General features: G+C 56.1%; 18 protein-coding genes. 9 read left to right on the plus strand and 9 right to left on the minus strand.

The window, feature by feature from the left end:
- Nucleotides 1-33 precede the first annotated feature (33 nt).
- Entirely contained in the window at nucleotides 34-804 is a 771-nt protein-coding gene (locus K5Y32_RS10955) for a transporter substrate-binding domain-containing protein (RefSeq protein ID WP_222183621.1), read from the minus strand.
- A gap of 259 nt (nucleotides 805-1,063) precedes the next feature.
- Here K5Y32_RS10955 and K5Y32_RS10960 point away from each other — a divergent pair, with 259 nt between their 5' ends.
- From K5Y32_RS10960 to K5Y32_RS10970, 3 genes are read left to right on the plus strand one after another with little or no spacing between them, the layout of a single operon-like run.
- Nucleotides 1,064-1,825 carry an alpha/beta hydrolase gene (locus tag K5Y32_RS10960; RefSeq protein WP_222183672.1) on the plus strand — a complete coding sequence of 254 codons (762 nt, stop codon included), beginning with the start codon at nucleotides 1,064-1,066 and terminating at the stop codon, nucleotides 1,823-1,825.
- A 22-nt stretch (nucleotides 1,826-1,847) separates the two neighbouring features.
- A complete protein-coding gene (locus K5Y32_RS10965) occupies nucleotides 1,848-2,522 on the plus strand; it encodes a heavy metal response regulator transcription factor (protein WP_222183678.1) in 675 nt (224 codons plus the stop codon).
- Nucleotides 2,519-3,898, plus strand: a complete 1,380-nt coding sequence (locus tag K5Y32_RS10970) for a heavy metal sensor histidine kinase (RefSeq protein WP_222183684.1) — start codon at nucleotides 2,519-2,521, stop codon at nucleotides 3,896-3,898. The genes K5Y32_RS10965 and K5Y32_RS10970 overlap by 4 nt, the downstream gene beginning before the upstream one ends.
- A gap of 101 nt (nucleotides 3,899-3,999) precedes the next feature.
- On the opposite strand, the gene nfsB is transcribed toward K5Y32_RS10970, so the two are convergent.
- A complete protein-coding gene (gene nfsB / locus K5Y32_RS10975; RefSeq protein WP_222183687.1) occupies nucleotides 4,000-4,653 on the minus strand; it encodes an oxygen-insensitive NAD(P)H nitroreductase in 654 nt (217 codons plus the stop codon).
- Nucleotides 4,654-4,765: 112 nt separating this feature from the next.
- Nucleotides 4,766-5,767, minus strand: coding sequence for a zinc-binding alcohol dehydrogenase family protein (locus K5Y32_RS10980; RefSeq protein ID WP_222183690.1), 1,002 nt, complete (start codon nucleotides 5,765-5,767; stop codon nucleotides 4,766-4,768).
- A 142-nt stretch (nucleotides 5,768-5,909) separates the two neighbouring features.
- Between K5Y32_RS10980 and K5Y32_RS10985 the strand changes: the two genes are divergently transcribed.
- Together K5Y32_RS10985 and K5Y32_RS10990 are read left to right on the plus strand one after the other, a co-directional pair.
- Complete coding sequence (locus tag K5Y32_RS10985) at nucleotides 5,910-6,818, plus strand: LysR family transcriptional regulator (protein WP_222183691.1); 909 nt, start codon at nucleotides 5,910-5,912, stop codon at nucleotides 6,816-6,818.
- 95 nt (nucleotides 6,819-6,913) lie between these two features.
- Complete coding sequence (locus tag K5Y32_RS10990) at nucleotides 6,914-7,864, plus strand: aliphatic sulfonate ABC transporter substrate-binding protein (protein WP_222183692.1); 951 nt, start codon at nucleotides 6,914-6,916, stop codon at nucleotides 7,862-7,864.
- Between the two features lie 42 nt (nucleotides 7,865-7,906).
- Here the strand turns inward: K5Y32_RS10990 and K5Y32_RS10995 are convergent, their stop codons facing one another.
- The 4 genes from K5Y32_RS10995 to K5Y32_RS11010 form a co-directional block, all read right to left on the minus strand.
- Complete coding sequence (locus tag K5Y32_RS10995; RefSeq protein ID WP_061719402.1) at nucleotides 7,907-8,680, minus strand: FCD domain-containing protein; 774 nt, start codon at nucleotides 8,678-8,680, stop codon at nucleotides 7,907-7,909.
- Nucleotides 8,681-8,758: 78 nt separating this feature from the next.
- Nucleotides 8,759-9,076 (minus strand): PTS sugar transporter subunit IIB, encoded by a 318-nt coding sequence (locus K5Y32_RS11000; RefSeq protein ID WP_101761733.1) that lies wholly within the window; start codon nucleotides 9,074-9,076, stop codon nucleotides 8,759-8,761.
- A 9-nt stretch (nucleotides 9,077-9,085) separates the two neighbouring features.
- Entirely contained in the window at nucleotides 9,086-10,513 is a 1,428-nt protein-coding gene (locus K5Y32_RS11005; protein WP_222183694.1) for a glycoside hydrolase family 1 protein, read from the minus strand.
- Nucleotides 10,514-10,522: 9 nt separating this feature from the next.
- Nucleotides 10,523-11,857 (minus strand): PTS sugar transporter subunit IIC, encoded by a 1,335-nt coding sequence (locus K5Y32_RS11010; protein ID WP_061719102.1) that lies wholly within the window; start codon nucleotides 11,855-11,857, stop codon nucleotides 10,523-10,525.
- Between the two features lie 168 nt (nucleotides 11,858-12,025).
- Between K5Y32_RS11010 and K5Y32_RS11015 the strand changes: the two genes are divergently transcribed.
- Nucleotides 12,026-12,337 carry a PTS lactose/cellobiose transporter subunit IIA gene (locus tag K5Y32_RS11015; RefSeq protein ID WP_222183696.1) on the plus strand — a complete coding sequence of 104 codons (312 nt, stop codon included), beginning with the start codon at nucleotides 12,026-12,028 and terminating at the stop codon, nucleotides 12,335-12,337.
- Between the two features lie 93 nt (nucleotides 12,338-12,430).
- Nucleotides 12,431-13,060, plus strand: a complete 630-nt coding sequence (locus tag K5Y32_RS11020) for a LysE family translocator (protein ID WP_222183698.1) — start codon at nucleotides 12,431-12,433, stop codon at nucleotides 13,058-13,060.
- A gap of 69 nt (nucleotides 13,061-13,129) precedes the next feature.
- Here K5Y32_RS11020 and K5Y32_RS11025 read toward each other — a convergent pair whose 3' ends face one another.
- Together K5Y32_RS11025 and K5Y32_RS11030 are read right to left on the minus strand one after the other, a co-directional pair.
- Entirely contained in the window at nucleotides 13,130-13,615 is a 486-nt protein-coding gene (locus K5Y32_RS11025) for a hypothetical protein (protein ID WP_101761737.1), read from the minus strand.
- 172 nt (nucleotides 13,616-13,787) lie between these two features.
- Nucleotides 13,788-15,884, minus strand: coding sequence for a TonB-dependent siderophore receptor (locus K5Y32_RS11030; RefSeq protein ID WP_255602602.1), 2,097 nt, complete (start codon nucleotides 15,882-15,884; stop codon nucleotides 13,788-13,790).
- A 369-nt stretch (nucleotides 15,885-16,253) separates the two neighbouring features.
- Between K5Y32_RS11030 and fes the strand changes: the two genes are divergently transcribed.
- Complete coding sequence (gene fes / locus K5Y32_RS11035; protein ID WP_222183715.1) at nucleotides 16,254-17,612, plus strand: enterochelin esterase; 1,359 nt, start codon at nucleotides 16,254-16,256, stop codon at nucleotides 17,610-17,612.
- Nucleotides 17,605-17,826, plus strand: a complete 222-nt coding sequence (locus K5Y32_RS11040) for an MbtH family protein (protein WP_222183719.1) — start codon at nucleotides 17,605-17,607, stop codon at nucleotides 17,824-17,826. Before fes ends, K5Y32_RS11040 begins: the two co-directional genes overlap by 8 nt.
- Nucleotides 17,827-17,880 lie beyond the last annotated feature (54 nt).

Raw genomic sequence — 17,880 nt, forward strand, 5'->3', positions numbered from 1 at the left:
GTCATCAATGGCGGCCTTGCGTGCATATGAATTTTACGGATAGACCTTAAATTTGAAGTACTTCTTCGCCAGTTGATCGTAAGTGCCGTTGCTGTGCAGTTCGGCCAGCGCGGTGTTGATCAACTTCAGATTGGCCGCATCGTCTTTACGCAATCCAATGCCCACCCCATTGCCCAACACCTCTTTATCCACCAGCGTGGCGCTGATGACATAGTCTTTGCCGGCTGGCGTGTTAAGAAAACCTTGTTCTGCCGAGACTGCATTCGCCAGGCTGGCGTCGAGCCGTCCCGCCACCAAGTCAGGGTAGATCTCCATCTGATTGGGGTAAGAAACCACACTCACGCCTTTGGTTGCCCATTGCGCTTTGGCGAAAGTTTCCTGAATGGTGCCCTGCGCGACGCCGATTCTTTTGCCGCGCAGCGCAGCAATGTCGCCGGACAGCGGGCTTTTTGCCGGTGTGAGCAGCGCGCTCGGTGTGACATAAAGCATGTCGCTGAAGGCCACTTGCTCGCGGCGTTTCTCCGTCATCGACATCGCCGAAAGAATCGCATCAAATTTTCTCGCCTGCAGCGCCGGAATGCTGCCATCAAAACCGATCTGCACCCATTGGCACTTCACTTTGGCCTGGGCGCAAATCGCGTTGCCGAGATCGATATCAAAGCCCTGCAGCGAACCGTCGCTGGCTTTGGATTCAAACGGCGGGAACGTGGGATCGACGCCGAAACGCAAGGTTTGCTGAGCAAAAGAAGCGTGGCTGAAAGCGCTCAGTGAAAGCAGTAAGGCAAAGGACAAACTCTTCTTCATTGTTATCTCCGGCAGGTAGCTAAATTCACAACGTCATACAGAGTTAATAACATGGTGGACATGATCTCACTACAGAAATTACGGATTTAATGTAGAGTAAATACTTATAATTGTTAGTAGGTTAGCTTTTATTTATGCCCCATTAAGTTTTACTTAATGCTCTCCAGTTGCATGTCATTCTTTTGTCATAACTCGCTCACGCTGATGTCAGAGCCGATTGCTTATCCTGATGGCCTACCTTGCCATCTGGAGCATTACGATGAAATTGAACAAACTTACCCTTGCAGCGGGCATGCTGCTGGCTATCGCCGGCGGCGCAGCGCAGGTTCAGGCGCAGCCGGTTAAGAATATTGTGCTGGTGCACGGCGCGTTCGTCGGCGGTGCGGGCTGGCGTCCGGTGTATGACCGTTTGACGCATGACGGCTACAACGTGACGCTGGTACAAGAACCGCTGACCGGCTTCCCGGAAGATGTGACGGCGACGCGCCGCATTATCGATCAGCAAAATGGGCCGGTGATTCTGGTTGGTCACAGCTACGGCGGCGCGATCATCAGTGAAGCCGGTAACGACACTAAAGTCGCTGGGCTGGTTTACATCGCGGCGCATGCGCTGGATAACGGTGAAACCGAAGCCAGCAACGGCAAAAAATTCCCTAATAGCGCGCATCCGTTTGCTAAATCCAGCGACGGTTATCTGACCATCGCGCCGGAAAATTACCACAGCGATTTCGCTGCCGATTTACCCGCGGCGCAGGCTGATTTTGAAGCGCACGCGCAGATGCCCACCAACTTCGCGGTGTTCACCGCCAACATTCCTGACCCGGCGTGGAAGACCAAGCCTAGCTGGTACATGGTGGCGAAAGCTGACAAAATCATCAGTCCCGATCTGGAGCGCATGTACGCCAAACGCGCGCACAGCCACACGGTGGAGATTGCCGGCGCCAGCCATTCGGTGTATCAATCGCATCCTGACGACGTCGCGAAGTTGATCGAGCAAGCCGCGTTACACGCCCAGCCCTGAAACCCCTCCCGCGGAGAAGCGCATGAAAATCTTGGTGATTGAAGATGAAGCCAAAGCGCGCGATTACATGCGCAAAGGATTGACCGAAGCGGGATTTATCGTTGATGTGGCGGAAAACGGACAGGATGGCTTGTTCTACGCGCAGGAGCATCATTACGATTTGATTCTGCTCGACGTAATGATGCCCGGCATCGACGGCTGGCACGTGATGGCGGCGCTGGATAAGCAGATCCACACGCCGGTGATTTTCCTCACCGCTAAAGGCACGCTGGAGGATCGCATCAAAGGGCTGGAATTGGGCGCTGATGATTATCTGGTTAAGCCCTTTTCGTTCGCTGAACTGCTGGCCCGCGTGCGCACCCAACTGCGGCGCGGCGGTCAGCAGAAGTTACCGGATATTCTCCAGCTGGCCGATCTACAACTGGATATCCTGAAACGTCGCGTTGAGCGCGGCGGTCAGCGCATTGATCTCACCAACAAAGAGTTCAACCTGCTGCACTTGTTCCTGCTGCATCCCGGCGAAGTGCTGACGCGCACCGTGATTGCCTCGCGCGTGTGGGACATGAATTTTGACAGCGACACCAACGTGGTGGATGTGGCGGTGAAACGCCTGCGGCAGAAAATTGATGGCCCGTTTGCCCAGCCGCTGATTCACACCGTGCACGGCGTGGGATATCGCTGCGAAGCTGAATCATGAAAACCCGCTCTCTCGCCGCGCGCCTGTCGCTGCTGCTGAGCGCCACGGTGATCGTCATCTTCTCACTCAGCGGCATCGCGCTTTATCACTCGCTGGCAACGCAGATTGGCGTGCGCGACGACGCGGCGCTGCTGACGCGCATCGATCAGATTCGCACGCTGTTGCGCGATGAAGATGCGCTTAAGCTGATCCAGCAAAAACCGCGTCTGTTTGCCAATATGCTCGGCAATACCGAATCGTTATTGGTGCTGCGTTTTCCCGGCCAGCCGCCGCTGATTGTGGTCAATCCCGGCCAACGTCCGGTTCCCGCGATTACGCCGGTTGCCGCCGATCAGCCGCTGGCGCTGTCGTCGGTGCATCATCTCGCCGCCGCCGACGGCACGCCGTTTATCTCGGCGGCCGCGCTGGCACCAACGCGCGATGGCAACGGCCAGATTGAGATCATCACCGGCCGCCTGATGAGCGACCGCACGCAAACGCTTAACAGTTATCGCAATCAAATTATTCTCGCCACCGCGCTGGCGGCGTTGCTGGTGGCGGCGATCAGCATCTGGCTAGTGCGGCGCGCTTTAACCCCGCTGCGTCGTTTGGCGGCGCAGGCGGATGCGATTGACGCACGTCATTTGTCGCAGCGCATGCCACAACAGGCAGCGGCGGAATTGCAGCCGCTGGTGGCGGCGTTTAATCAGATGTTGAGTCGCCTTGAGCTGGGTTATCAGCAGTTGAGCCAGGTTTCTGCCGATATGGCGCACGATCTACGTACGCCGATTAGCACGCTGATCGGCCAAACCGAAGTGGCGCTGAGCCAGACGCGCAGCGTCGGCGATTATCAGGCGCTGCTCGGTTCCAATTACGAGGAGCTGGAACGGCTGGCGAAGATGATCGACAACATGCTGTTTCTTGCCAAAGCGGAAGATGCCAGCCAGGCAATGGATTGGCAGAACATCGATCTGGCGCTGCTCGGCGAGAAGTTGCAGGACTACTTTGACGGCATGGCGGAAGAGCAGTCGATGCGGCTGGAGATGGCGCTGCACGGCGAACTGCGCGCCGATTCGCAACTGCTGCAACGAGCGCTGGCGAATCTGATGGCGAACGCCTTGCGCTACGGCGATCGAGATTCCACCGTGCGCATTTTCAATCGGGGCAGCGCTTTGATGGTGGAGAATCAGGGTCCGGCGCTGAGTGCTGAACAGCAGGCGCGCATCTTTGATCGCTTCTGGCGCGCCGATGCGTCACGTCATCAGGGCAGCAGCGGTTTGGGATTGTCGATTGTTCGCAGCATTATGCGGCTGCATCAGGGAAGTTGTGAGGTGCACAGCGAAGATGGCGTTAATCGTTTTACGTTGCGATTTCCGTCGGTTAGATGCGGCCATTGAAACTGTGCGCATAAATGCGCACCCTACGAAATCACGTTCTCGGGTCGGCCCCCTATATTGCAAACCTGCGGTAGGGTCGCCATTCATGGCGACCGCAAACTTTAGATAAATGTAAAAATCTCGTCACGCGGCAACCGTGATTTCGGCAGCGCGGCGTTGAAATCCGCGTCGCTGCGATAACCCAGCGACACCAGCACCACGCTGGTGAAGCCCTTCTCACGCAGGCCCAGCGCCTGATCCAGCGCGCGCGGGTCAAAACCTTCCATTGGCGTGGCGTCAATGCCTAACATCGCCGCGCCTAGCAGCAATCCACCCAGCGCCAGGTAAACCTGTTTTTCCATCCACTGCGGCACATCGCGCTGCTCGTAACGATGCATATCCACGTAGCTGCGGCGGCTCTTATCCTGCCCCGCTTTGCCTTCTGGTTTGGCGAAACGGCCATCTTCCTCTTCCTGCGCCAGCACGTTCTGTAAGTGTGCTTCATCGAGATCGGTACGCATACACAGCGCGATAACGTGCGACGCGTTCAGCACTTTCGGGTTGTTGTAGACGAACGCGCCTTCGGTGGATTTTGCCATCTGCTCGCGACCGGCAGCGGTTGACGCCACCACAAAATGCCACGGCTGGGAGTTCACCGAGGACGGGCTGTTGCGCAGCACGTTCAGCAGGGTTTCGATTTCATCCTGCGGCAGGCTTTTACCGCCCTCAAACGCTTTGACGGTGTGACGACGAGCGACTGCATCATTGAGTGTCATGGTCTATTCCTTATATTGTTCAAATAGAGAATGTTTTACGGTCGCCATAAATGGCGACCCTACGGATGTTCGGTGCTGTTTTGTAGGGTCGCCATTCATGGCGACCACAAACTCAAAATCCGCTCAACACGATCTTACCGCGGGCGCGACCGCTCTCGATCAGCGCATGCGCCTTGCGCAAATTGGCAGCATTGATGACGCCGTGATGTTCGCCGGCGGTGGTTTGCAGCGTTTGCTCATCAATCAGCTGGCTTACGCGCTGCAGGATCTCATGCTGGCGCTGCATATCGGCGGTATGGAACAGCGAACGGGTGAACATCAATTCCCAATGCAGTGAAATCGCTTTGCGCTTCAGCGGCACCGCATCCAGCGTCTCGGGATCGTCGATCAACGCCAGCTTGCCCTGCGGCGCGAGCGCATCAATCAGCTGATCGTAATAGCTGTCGGTGTGCGTCAGCGACGCGACATAACGCACCTCTTTATGCCCAATTGCCGCCAGCTGTTCGCCCAACGGTTGAGAATGATCAATCACATGATGCGCGCCCAGCGAACGCACCCATTCCGCCGTTTCCGGGCGCGATGCGGTGCCAATCACCGTCAGCTTGGTTAGCTTACTGGCGAGCTGCGTCAGCATGGAACCGACGCCGCCGCCTGCGCCAATAATCAGCAGCGCGGCGTTGTCATCGGCTCGTACTTCAAGGCGATCAAACAGCAGTTCCCACGCGGTCAGCGAAGTCAGCGGCAGCGCGGCGGCATCGGCGTCGTTCAGCGAACGCGGTTTGTGCCCGGCGATACGTTCATCCACCAGCCCATATTCGGCATAGCTGCCGGCGCGCGTGATATCACCGGCGTAAAACACCTCGTCGCCCGGCTGGAACAGCGTGACGTCTGCGCCCACCGCTTCCACCACGCCGACCGCATCCCAACCCAGAATGCGCGGCTTATCGGTTGGCGCACCGGCGCGCACTTTGGTATCCACCGGATTCACCGCGATGGCGTGAATTTTTACCAGCAGGTCGCGCGCGCCCGGCGTTGGCTTCTCAACCTCCAACTCATAAAGCGCATTTTCATCGGAAATCGGTAAACCGTTTTGGCTATAAACAATGGCTTTCATCAGGCAGATCCTTATTCATCAGCAGATTTCATGAAGTGAATTCAGCATAGCGGGCCGCAGCGCAATGAAAAATGCCAGTTGCAGGTGAACACTTTCACTCTTAGAGTGAAAATCCCTGCCGACTACCACGATGAATAAGAAGATGATCCGACTGGAAGATGTCACCCTGTTTGTGCGTTCCGCCGCACTCGGCAGCTTTTCACGCGCGGCGCGCGAGGTGAATTTGCTGCCCGGACAGGTCAGCGCGGCGATTCAGCGACTGGAGCGGGAACTGGATCGCCGCTTGTTCGCCCGTTCCACCCGCAGCCTGCGCTTGACCGCCGAAGGGGAGAAGTATCTGCCCTATGCGCAGGAGATGCTGGCGCTGATGCACGCCGGTGCCGACAGCTTGCAGAGCGATGAAGATGCGCTGAGCGGCGAACTAAAAATCGCGCTGCCGTCGGATATTGGCCGCAACATTCTGCTGCCGCTGATCACCGACTTTTGCCGCGCGCATCCGGCGCTGGCGGTGCGGCTCTCGTTTTCCGACCAGATCAGCGATGTGTTCCGCGATCCGGTGGATATCGCCATCCGCTACGGCAAGCTGGAAGACAGTAGCTACGTGGCGCTGCCGCTGGCGGAGGACAATCGCCGCGTGATGGTGGCATCGCCGGATTACCTTGATCGTCACGGTCGCCCGCAACAGCTGGAGGAGATCGCCCAGCAGCATCATGGACTGCTGTTTATTATGGGCGGCCACGTTTACGACAAATGGACCTTTCCGCAGGATGGCATGCGCCGCCAGATCACGGTGAAAAGCCGCATGCTGTGTGATGATGCCGAAGTGGCGCGCCGCTGGGCCATCGCCGGCATGGGCATCGCCTATAAATCGTGGATTGATGTGTGTGACGATGTGCTGGCCGGCAGGCTGGAGCGCGTACTGCCGGAGATGCCGGGCGAAAGCACGCCGCTGCACCTTATCTGCCCGCATCGCAAACAGTTTTCCCCAGCGATCCGCGCACTGCACGAGGTGCTCCGCACGCCGCTGCGTGCGTTAACCGCGAAGCTGTAATGCGGAATTGCGCAAAGCTTATGCAAACATGCCTTTTGGTTTAGCGGGACCCGGGCTTTATGATTTTTAACATCATAAACTTCAATGGATTTCCCATGCACACGCTCTCTTCCCGAATGATCGGTTCACTGATTCTCTCTGCGGCACTCTCTTTTTCGGTTCACGCGGAGGAGACGCTGCGGATTGGCTATCAGAAATCCTCCACCTTATTAACGTTGATCAAACAGCGCGGCGAACTGGATAAGTCGCTGGCCGATCGCGGCATTAAAGTGAGCTGGCACGAATTCACCAGCGGCCTGCCGCTGCTGGAGGCGCTGAATTTAAACAACGTTGATTTGTCTGCTGATGTGGCGGATACCGTGCCGGTATTTGCCCAGGCCGCTGGCGCTGATTTGACTTACTACGCGCGTGAAACGCCCTCGCCTGATGCTCAGGCCATTCTGGTGCCCGCCAACTCGACCATCAAGACCCTGCAGGATTTGAAAGGAAAGAAGATCGCGGTAACCAAAGCCGCTGGCAGCCACTATTTGTTGATTGCGGCACTGCAAAAAGCCGGGCTGAAATTCAGTGATATTACCCCCGCCTGGCTAACGCCCGCAGATGGACGCGCTGCATTGGAACATGGCAGCGTGGATGCATGGGTAACCTGGGAACCCTTTGTGACCAGCTCTAAAGTCGAGCAGCATTCGCGCGTGTTGGTCAGCGGCAACGGCCTGGCGAGTTATCAGCGTTATTACCTGGTTTCAACGCCGTATGCGCAAAAACATGGTGAGGTACTGAATGTTGTTTATCGTGCGCTATCGCAGGAGTCGGCATGGTTAAAAGCCCATCCCACTGAAGCCGCCAGGATTTTGTCACCGCTATGGGGTAATTTGCCGTTAGCCACCATCGAGCAGGCGAACAAGCAGCGCAGCTACGCTATCGAACCGGTGAAGAAAACCGACCTCGTCGAACAGCAGAAAATCGCCGACGCGTTCTATAACGCCAAACTGCTACCGAAACCAATCAATGCCGCGGATGTAGGAACCTGGCAGCCGTCGAATTAATGGTTGTCGGGGTTGGGATGGTCGCCATGAATGGCGACCTCATCACATCAACTTACCCTGGAAAATCGGCACCGATTCGAACAGATAGCCATCAAAGTCTGGCGCATCGGCATCAGATAACTCCAGCAGCGTGTTCTTGACGTTTTCCAGGTGCTGCCACATCGCCTGCCAGGATCCCATCACATCACGGCGGCGCAGCGCGGCCAGAATCGTTTGATGATCGCCCAGCCACTTTAGGCGATAGGCGCGGGTTTCATACTGCGGTCGCAGCTGCTGCCAGAGCGGGCTGGCTTCGTGATGACGCCAGACGCTGGTCACCGTATCGAGCAACATCTGATTTTGCGTCGCGCCTGCCAGCAACAAATGAAATAACTTGTCGTTATCCTGGCTGCTGTCGTTGAGCGCGATGGCGCGCTGCTCCTGCTCCAGCGTGCGGCGTAGGTTTTCGATATCGGCTTTGGTAGCCATTTTGGCGGCGAAGGCCGCGATGTTGCTCTCCAGCAGCTGACGCGCCTGCAACATCTCGAACGGGCCGACATCGCTGCGGAAAAAGGCCTCTTCCGCATCCTCACTTTCCGAAGGAATACGCATCACGTAAACGCCGGAACTTTGACGAATATCCACCGTGCCTTCCAGCTCCAGCATCAGCAACGCTTCACGCACAATGGTGCGGCTCACGCCCCAGGTTTCGGCCAACTGGCGCTCTGGCGGCAGTCGTGAGCCAACCGGGTAATTGCCATCAAGGATTTGTTGACGCAGATGCTGACCAATTTCCTGATACTGCTTTTTCTCTTGTGGCGCTTCGGCTTTTTCCACGCTCTCACCCTTTTGCATCATGGTGCATTCGGCCCGGCCGCGTCCTGTGCGAGCCGGAACCTGACTGCTATCTGGGCGCTAGTGTACCAAAGCCAGCGCCTGATCGAGTACCTTTGCACCATTCAACGTGCCGTAAGCCACGCTATCGATCACCGCAATCGGCAGCTGATAGCTGTCTGTCAGCTTTTTATTCTCCTCCAGCTTAAAGCGCACCTGCGGTCCCAGCAGCACCACCACCACGTCCTGGCCGTAGTTTTGTAACTCTTCACGCAGGTTTTGTTCCGGAATGGCGTAGATCTGGTACTCAAGACCGCGTGCTACCGCCTCTTTCTCAATGCGGGTGACTAACATCGAAGTCGACATGCCTGCCGCGCAGGCCAGAATAATGCGTTTCATTGGTGGTCCTTATTTGGCTTCATCGTCAATGTTGAGGGTCAATTGCTGGGTATCGCGCAACTGACGGAACCAGTGCGCGGATTTCTTCATCCGCCGCTGCCGCTGGTTTTCGAGGTCGATCTCGATCAGTCCGTAGCGGTTTTTGAAGGCGTTCATTGGTGAAACGTTGTCGGTGAACGCCCACAGCATATAACCCTGACAGTTGCTGCCCGCTTCACGCGCACGCACCGCCTGGTAAAGATGTTCAGCAATAAAGTTGATGCGGTAGTCGTCCTGAATTTCGCCCTGCGCATCCTTAAACTGCGCTTCGTTCTCAATGCCCATGCCGCTCTCGGCCACAAACCACGGCAGATTGCCGTACTCCTCTTTCATACGCTGCGCCATGTCGAAAACAATGCGCGGCTGAATCTCCCAACCGCGCGAACTGTTCATGCGGCGGCCCGGCAGCTCGAAATGTTCGTAGTAAAAAGCCGGATGGAATGGCGTCTCCGGGTGCCAGGCGCGTGACGGCGCTTTGACGCGATGCGGATAGTAAAGATTGAGCCCCACTTCATCGACGGTGTTGGCGGCGATGATCGCCAGCTCTTCCTCGGTCACGTCCCACTGCACCTCATGTTTATCCAGCAGCTGCAACAATTCCGCCGGATAGACGCCTTTGATCGCCGGATCGAGAAACACCCGGTTGTAGAACAGATCGTAGATTTTTGCGGCTTTAACATCGTGCGCCGCCGAAGAGCGCGGATAGGTCACTTCCGGATTAAGAATGGTGCCTACCGTACCGGCATAACCCTGCTGGCGGAAAAGTTTGACCACCTTCGCCGTGGCGAGATTTTTATGGTGATTCCACTGCATCCACTTGTGCGTGTTCTGCTCATACGGCCAGCGGAGCGCATCAAGATAGACGCGCGTCTGCACCACAATCGGCTCATTGAAAACAAACCAGCGCGTCACTTTTCCGGCGTAGCGGGCAAACACCTTCTCGGCATAGCGAGTAAAAAGCTCAACCACATGTTTTGATTGCCAGCCGCCGTACTCTTCCAGCAACTGCAGCGGCAGTTCGTAATGTTCGAGACACAACATCAGTTCAATGCCCTGTCGCTGCATCTCATCAATCAACTGGTCGTAATAGGCCGCATACTCCTCATCAACCACCGCGTTTTCATAATCGGTGAGAAAACGCGACCAGTTGATCGAGGTGCGATAGTGCGTCAGCCCCGCCGCTTTCATCAGCGCCACGTCTTCGCGGAAGCGGTTGATAAAATCCGTTGCTACCGCCGGTCCATAGCCTTTATGCCAGACATGACGATCCTGCTGATACCAGGCATCCAGATACGAATCCTGGCCGGCTTTTTTGCCGCTCCAGCCTTCGGTTTGCCAGGCCGATGCCGCCGCGCCGAGAATAAAACCCTGCGGCAGCGCAATGGTGTGCTTACTCATAGATCCTCCTTAATTTTGTGCCAGTTCGGCCTGCAGATTTTTCGCTTCCGCCGCTTCAGCGCGACGCGCAGCCACTTTGACAAAAGGCAGATAAATCAACACCGAAACTACAATGCAGATGATTTGCGTCACCACCGCGCCCATCGAACCGGCGGTAGAAAGCCACGCATTGATGATCGGCGGCGTAGTCCACGGAACCATCACCACCGCCTTACCGGCAAAGCCCATCACCGTGGCGAAATAGCCAATCGAACCGGTTACCAGCGGCGTGATGATGAAGGGAATGGCGAGAATGGGGTTGAGCATGATCGGCATACCAAAAATCACCGGCTCATTGATGTTGAATAAGCCAGGTCCAAACGACAGTTTGGCGATTTCACGCATCTCTTTGCGTTTGGTGGCAATCATCACGGCGGTTAAAAGCCCGATAGTCAGGCCGGAACCGCCGATGCTCATGTACACGTCCCAGAATGGCATGGTGATGATGTTTGGCGCTTCCTTACCCTGCTCGAAGGCGTTCATGTTGACCAGAATCGCCCCCAGCAGCAGCGGCTCACGAATCGGTTTCACCATCTGGTTGCCATGAATACCAATCACCCAGAACAGCTGGGCAACGAACATCAGCAGCAGAATGCCCCACAAGCTCTGCACCACCGATTCCAGCGGCTGCTGCACCACTTTGTATACCGCGTCGTACAGGTACATGCCGGTGATCTGATGGAAGATAAAGCCAAAGGTGGCAACCAGCGTGACGGTGATGATCGAAGGAATCAGCGCGGAAAATGACGCGGCAACGTTCGGCGGCACGGTATCCGGCATTTTGATTTTCAGCCGTTCAACCTGCTCCAGCCGGCAGTAAATCTCCACCGACAGAATGGCGATAAACATGCCAAGGAACAGACTTTTGGTATCGGAGAACTGTTTTGCCAGCACATCGGTCACCACATGCATCTGGCCATCCACCAGCATTTGCAGCGTGGTGGGCGTCACCGAGATGAAGCAGATGATCGCCAGCAGGCCGGGAAACAACGTTTTGATACCGTTAATGCGACCCAGTTCGATACCAATCAGAAACACCGCGCCGATATTCAGAAAGCTCAGCGTGGCGTAGTTAATGCTGCTGGTGATCGGTTTCAGATCGGCGAGAAACGACAGTGCCGAGAAACTGGCAAGGCCATTTTTTGGGTCCAGCACCATGTTGGAAATCAGCACCGAAAACGCGCCGACGATGATCACCGGCATCAGCGTAATAAACGAGGCTTTGATCGCCATGATGTAGCGGTAGCTGTTGAAGCGCGTGGCAAAGCTACCCAGTGAATCGATAAGACGTTCCTGTAGAGACATTGGTCAACCCTCAGCGGTTTTAGGTGTTATGCATCAGCTTGATGGTTCGTGGCATACCAAAATGGCGATATTCGCCGTTAATTTCTGTGATCATGCTCGCGGAACTCCTTTTTGGTATTCCGGTAGCATCATTATTACAAATTTGGCATACCAATAAGTGAGGCGGATATGGATTTTGAACAAACGATGATGGAGTTGCTGATTAATGCCGGTGAAGCGCGATCGCAAGCCATGATGGCGATCCAGCGGGCGCGTAAAGCTGACTGGCACGGTGCCGATGAGGCTTTAGCCGCATCCGACGAGGCGGCTAAAGCGGCGCATAAAATCCAGACCGCGTTAATTGGCGCCGATGAAGGCAGCGGCAAAGTGCCGGTCACGCTGATTTTGGTGCATGCGCAGGATCATCTGATGACGGCGATGCTGTGCCGCGATTTGGCGGGCGAGTTGGTGCTGTTGCGGAAGGAGTTGCATGGGAAGTAAGGGTGCAGCAAGGATGAATCGTTAAACCATTCTGGAAGAATGCATCTTCAGGCGATATAAAGTGAGTTCCCTTCCGCCATCGCAGAGGAACCTATGGCGCTGTCACATGAACTGATTCTGATCTACACCACCTATTTCGTCGCGACCGCCAGTCCCGGCCCGAGCAATATGGCGATTATGGGCACGGCGATGAAGCAGGGACGCGGCGCGGCGCTGGCATTAGCGAGCGGCGTGATTGGCGGTTCGATGATGTGGGCGCTGCTGGCGGCGTGCGGGGTTCTCACCGTGCTGGCCACCTTTGCGCAGTTACTGATTGTGCTGAAAATTGGCGGCGGGCTGTATCTGCTGTGGCTGGCGTTTAAGGCGGGGAAATCGGCGCTGCGTCGGCCCGATGCCAGCGAATTCGCACCGGTCAGTGAAAAAGCGCGCTTCGGCAGAATGTTTCGTCAGGGCATTTTGATGCACGTCGGCAATCCTAAAGCGATTTTGACGTGGGTGGCGATCATGTCGGTGGCGTTAAAACCGGGTGCGGCGGCGTCAACCTTGCCGATGATTATTGCAGGCTGCGCGGCGATTTGCGTGCTGGTGTTTGGCGGTTACGCGGTGCTGTTTTCCACTGCGCTGATGGCGGCCTTTTATCGCCGCATCCGTCGTGGGCTGGATGCGCTACTGGCTTGCTGCTTTACGGTTGCGGGATTGAAGCTGGTGTTTAGCCGGAGTTGATGTGGGAAGGTCGCCATAAATGGCGACCCTACAAAACCGTGCCGGTGCGCATATATACGCACCCATACATCACGAATTATTCGGCGGCGTGGCGTCGGTTTCACTGAACGCGGGCTTCTGGCGTGTTACAGAATAGACCACGTTTTTCGGGCTGTTCGGATCGGTGGTGACATCCACGGATGCGATGGTCACTTTGCCAAAGCCAAACAGCGTCTGCACGTAACCACCAATCTGGTGTTTACCTGGCGCGACGCGAATTTCTCGTTTTTCACCCTTCTTCAGCAGACCCGCATCCTGACCATCTACCGTCACATAGACCGAAGAACCGTCATCGGTACGCGTCACCAGATGCGAAACGTTGATCACCGTTGGGCCGGTCTCAAACGGAGAAGGCGAATCATTATTGTCGATTGGCGCGCCGGTTGCAGGCTGAGCGGCGGACGCGTCCGCAGTCGCAGTGCTGTCATGAGATGTACCAGTAACGGCGGCAAGGCGGGCGCAGCCGGTAAGCATGATTGTTGCCATCAAAGTGGCTAAAGTGAAGCGCGATAACATCGTGACGAAAAACCCCTGCTAAATGAGAAGCGTTCATTTTAACGTGCCTTGCAGAGTGATGACAGTCACACAAATACAGTATTTTCCGAAAACCGCTCAAGAAATGTCTGACTGGAAAGCGCGTCGCACGGAATGCAAACGAAACGGCGGCCACGCAGGCCGCCGGAGGGAATTACCAGCTGTAGCTGACGGAAGCCACGATGGTGCGACCGCTGCCGTAGAAGCAGGCGCTTTCATTACTGCATGACGCCACGTAGTGCTTATCCGCGATGTTGTTGACGTTGAGCTGCAGCGTGGTGCCGCGCAGCGAGTTCGCCGCTTCGCCCAGCTCATACTTGGCCATCGCATCATACAGCGTGTAATGCGGTACTTTGTCGACGCCAATTTCGTCCGCTGGCGCGGTGCCGGTGTAACGCACGCCGCTGCCCAGCGTAAAGCCGCTCAGCACACCATCAAGGAAGGTATAACTGCCCCACGCCGACGCCGCATGACGCGGAATGCTCGACGGTGAATGGCCGATGCGCTGCGTGATACTGCTCTCTTTGGTCACCGCATCGGTGTAGGTATAGGCCGCTAACAGTTTGATCTCTGGCGTAATCTGCGCATGCGCTTCCGTTTCAATGCCTTTCGAACGCACTTTACCAATCTGCTCGTTATAACCGGTCACGCTGTTATAAGCGGTGATGTTTTTCTGCGTGATATCAAACGCTGACACGGTAAACACCGCATCCCAACCCACCGGCTGATACTTCACGCCGACTTCGGTCTGTTCGCCGGTGGTCGGTTTGAAGGGATCGGTGCCCGGCGCGCCGCTGTTGAGGTTTGGCTCGAACGACGTGCTGTAGCTGACGTACGGTGAAATGCCGTTATCAAACGCATACAGCAGACCCGCGCGGCCGGTGAACTTGTCGTCATTCTGCTGGGTTTGGCTGTTGTCGGTGCGATCCTGCGTGCGTACTTCGCTCCAGTCGTGACGTCCGGAGAGCAGCAGGTTCCACCGATTCCACTCCAGCTGATCCTGCAGATAAACACCCACCTGATCGAGCTTCTTGCGCGTGCTGGTAGTGAGTGTCAAATCACTCTCGTTGATGCTGATGCGCGTTGGATTCGCCCAGTCGAGGATGTACTGATCGCCGCTGTCGCGCCACAGTTTGTTATCCACGTCGCTCCACTTGTAATCCAGCCCGCCGAGCACGGTGTGCGCGATGTTGCCGATTTCAAAGGTGGCTTTCAGCTGGTTATCAAGGCCCAACTCTTTCGACTTGATCTTGTCATGCTGCGGACGACGGTTGATCGAGTGATCGTTATCAGCATCAAAGGTATACACCAGATATTTGTACGATTCGTCCATGTTGCTGTAGCGCAGATTCTGCGTGAAGCTGACGTTATCGCTTAAATTGTGCTCGAAGATATAGCCAATCGAGGTCTGTTCGCGCTTGGCTTCGTTAAAGCTTGGATCGCTGACGTTGAAATCGTAAGGGATAAAGCCCGCGCTGCTCTCTTTCAGCGTACCGCTGGCCGGAAGGAAGTTACGGTATCCCGCTTTCGGCTCGTTTTGATACATCGTCAGCAGCGTAAAGCTGGTGTCCGCATTTGGCAGCCAGGTTATCGCTGGCGCAATCGCCATGCGCTGCTGTTTATTGTCCTTAACGAACTCATGTTTAGTGCTGGCAATACCGTTCAGGCGGTAAAACAGCGTGTTGTCATCATTCAGCTTGCCGCCAAAATCAAACGCCGCTTCACCCAAATGCTGATTGCCGGTGCTGAGCTGAACTTTGTGAATGCTCTGCGCGGTCGGGCGCTTGCTGGTCATGGCCACGATACCGCCCGGATTCACCTGGCCGTACAGCACTGAAGCTGGACCGTGGATCATCTCTACGCGCTCCAGCAACCAGGGATCGATCTGCCCCGCTGCGCCCGCCTGGCCGGATAAACCGTAGCTCAGGCCATCAAGGAATTTTGGCGCATAGCGGAAACCGCGCGCGATGATCTCATCATTACGGTTGGAGTTACCGCGATAGTTGGTCAACACGCCGCTGCTGTAGCTCAGCGCATCCGCAACGGAAGCCGCAGCCTGATCGTCCATCTGCTCGCGGGTAATCACCGAAATGGATTGCGGGGTTTTGCGCAGCGGCGTAGCGGTTTTGGTGCCTGCCGCGCTCTCTTTCGCCACGTAGCCCTGCAGCGGCGAAGTCACGCTTTCACGCGTGTCGGCGTTTACGGTTAGGGTCTCTTCGGCAGCAATGCTGAAGGCGGCTGGTGTCACCATCAAAATTGAGGCCAGAGAAAGGTACAGAGGATTGAATCTGAACTGCCGTGCCACAGCAGGTATTGCTGAATTTTTAGCTTTAACAGACATAGTTGCCATCTCTATTTCAAACTGCCTTGTAAATGAAATAATCCGTTCAGTCGCCCTCACCCAACGACAAGGGCTGTAACGGATTGAAATATTAGTCTCTTGCGTTATTGACGGTCCTAATCTCCCCCGCGTGACGTCCTTCACAAAATAATCCACTGAAATTACGGAGGTTTATCAGGCACGAAAAATCATATTGCAAATGTAAATCGTTATCAATAGCATTTGCATTAGCTTTGATTAAGTAAAGACAGTGAACAAAATGTGGAGATGGGTTGCAGGATGTTTCTAACAAGCGCAGAAAATACGACGCAGACGTGGTTGCCCGCCGGAACAGTTGCGCAATGGTTGCAGCAGGCCGAAATAGGAAGCGAAAGCTGGTGGCAGCGGCTATATGCGGTAGGTACGCCGCTGGTGGAGCGTGACGAAAGCGGTCAAACGACCATGCACTTCTTCTGGCGCGATCCCGAAGGACTTTCCGCACGTTCTTCCACTGAACGGGTTTATATCGATATTAACGGCGTCACCGATCACCACAGCGAAGCGCCAGAAAGTCTGGCGCGCGTCGGCGACAGCAACGTCTGGCATTGGTCGACCGCCATTGAATCTGACTGGCGCGGCAGTTACAGCCTGATCCCCGCCACCGCGCAGCAGTTACCGCCGCTGTTTTGTGGCGATGATGCCGAATGCCGCGCGCTGCAGCGTAAGTGGTGGATCTCGCTGATGCCGCTGGCGATCCCCGACAAATTCAATCGCACGCCGCCGTTTCTCAGCAGTCGCCGTTTTGCGCTGAGCAACGCGCACATGCCGGATGCGCCGGATCAATCGGCCTGGCGCGCGCTGGATGCCGGCATGGCGGAAACCTGGCCGGATACGCTGCAAACCCTGCAGTGGCACAGCGCGTTGCTCAACGTCACACGCAACGTCTGGCTTTATAGCACCGGAACAACCGCTCAGCCCGAACAGCGTCCGCTGGCGATTCTGCTCGATGGACAAAACTGGGTCTACGGCCAACCGATTTTCAGCGCGCTGGATCAAGTCACCGCCGATGGCGAACTGCCGCCCGCCTGCTGGCTGTTTATCGATGTCATCGACAGCCAGCATCGCGAAGCCGAATTGCCGTGCAATGAAACCTTCTGGCAAGCGGTGCAGCAGGAACTGTTACCGCTGGCGCGCCAGCACGCAGCGTTCAGCTGCGACGCCGACCGCACGCTGGTGGCCGGGCAAAGCTACGGCGGACTCGCCGCGCTCTATGCCGGTTTGCACTGGCCACAGCGTTTTGGCCGCATTCTCACGCAATCCGGCTCCTTCTGGTGGCCGCATCTGCAATACATCCGCGACTACGCCAACCGCGAGCAGCACGCACCCGGCTTGCTACTCGAGCGGCTGCAACAGGGCGATTTACCGCCGGGCAAGCTGAAGATTTTCCAGGAAGTGGGCGATCGCGAGGCGGACATGGTGTACGTCAACCAACAGATCGCCCCGGCGCTACAGGCCGCAGGCCATGAATTACATTTTCGCCGCTTCGCCGGAGGGCACGATGCGTTGTGCTGGCGTGGCGGTTTGATCGACGGCTGCCGCTGGCTGCTGGCCGATTTTCTCTCCCCTACATCAACCTCTGAAGGTAACCACCATGTCTGAACAACAGAATCCGTTTGATAACGATGCGCTCGATTTTCTGGTGCTGCTTAACGCGCGCCAGCAATACAGCCTGTGGCCCGCTTTTGCCCCGGTTCCGGCAGGTTGGCACAACGTGGCGGGACCGCTGACGCGCAGCGCCGCCATTGAGTTTATCGAAGCAAACTGGCACGACATGCGGCCAGCGACGCAACAGACGTCGTCTACCGAAGCTTAATTTTATTTTTTCATTTTCTTTCAATAATTTATTCCCAAAATCATTCGAGCTGCA

The organism is Pantoea sp. DY-15 (genome assembly GCF_019795935.1).
Lineage (GTDB): Bacteria > Pseudomonadota > Gammaproteobacteria > Enterobacterales > Enterobacteriaceae > Pantoea > Pantoea leporis.

Bases quoted from the DNA above. Each gene is read 5' to 3' on its own strand.
- K5Y32_RS10955 (WP_222183621.1), bottom strand. From the start codon at position 804: ATGAAGAAGAGTTTGTCCTTTGCCTTACTGCTTTCACTGAGCGCTTTC.
- K5Y32_RS11015 (WP_222183696.1), top strand. From the start codon at position 12,026: ATGGATTTTGAACAAACGATGATGGAGTTGCTGATTAATGCCGGTGAA.
- K5Y32_RS11000 (WP_101761733.1), bottom strand. From the start codon at position 9,076: ATGAAACGCATTATTCTGGCCTGCGCGGCAGGCATGTCGACTTCGATG.
- K5Y32_RS10960 (WP_222183672.1), top strand. From the start codon at position 1,064: ATGAAATTGAACAAACTTACCCTTGCAGCGGGCATGCTGCTGGCTATC.
- K5Y32_RS11020 (WP_222183698.1), top strand. From the start codon at position 12,431: ATGGCGCTGTCACATGAACTGATTCTGATCTACACCACCTATTTCGTC.
- K5Y32_RS11005 (WP_222183694.1), bottom strand. From the start codon at position 10,513: ATGAGTAAGCACACCATTGCGCTGCCGCAGGGTTTTATTCTCGGCGCG.
- K5Y32_RS11040 (WP_222183719.1), top strand. From the start codon at position 17,605: ATGTCTGAACAACAGAATCCGTTTGATAACGATGCGCTCGATTTTCTG.
- nfsB (WP_222183687.1), bottom strand. From the start codon at position 4,653: ATGACACTCAATGATGCAGTCGCTCGTCGTCACACCGTCAAAGCGTTT.
- K5Y32_RS11010 (WP_061719102.1), bottom strand. From the start codon at position 11,857: ATGTCTCTACAGGAACGTCTTATCGATTCACTGGGTAGCTTTGCCACG.
- fes (WP_222183715.1), top strand. From the start codon at position 16,254: ATGTTTCTAACAAGCGCAGAAAATACGACGCAGACGTGGTTGCCCGCC.
- K5Y32_RS10980 (WP_222183690.1), bottom strand. From the start codon at position 5,767: ATGAAAGCCATTGTTTATAGCCAAAACGGTTTACCGATTTCCGATGAA.
- K5Y32_RS11030 (WP_255602602.1), bottom strand. From the start codon at position 15,884: ATGGTGACACCAGCCGCCTTCAGCATTGCTGCCGAAGAGACCCTAACC.
- K5Y32_RS10985 (WP_222183691.1), top strand. From the start codon at position 5,910: ATGATCCGACTGGAAGATGTCACCCTGTTTGTGCGTTCCGCCGCACTC.
- K5Y32_RS10970 (WP_222183684.1), top strand. From the start codon at position 2,519: ATGAAAACCCGCTCTCTCGCCGCGCGCCTGTCGCTGCTGCTGAGCGCC.
- K5Y32_RS10965 (WP_222183678.1), top strand. From the start codon at position 1,848: ATGAAAATCTTGGTGATTGAAGATGAAGCCAAAGCGCGCGATTACATG.
- K5Y32_RS11025 (WP_101761737.1), bottom strand. From the start codon at position 13,615: ATGTTATCGCGCTTCACTTTAGCCACTTTGATGGCAACAATCATGCTT.
- K5Y32_RS10990 (WP_222183692.1), top strand. From the start codon at position 6,914: ATGCACACGCTCTCTTCCCGAATGATCGGTTCACTGATTCTCTCTGCG.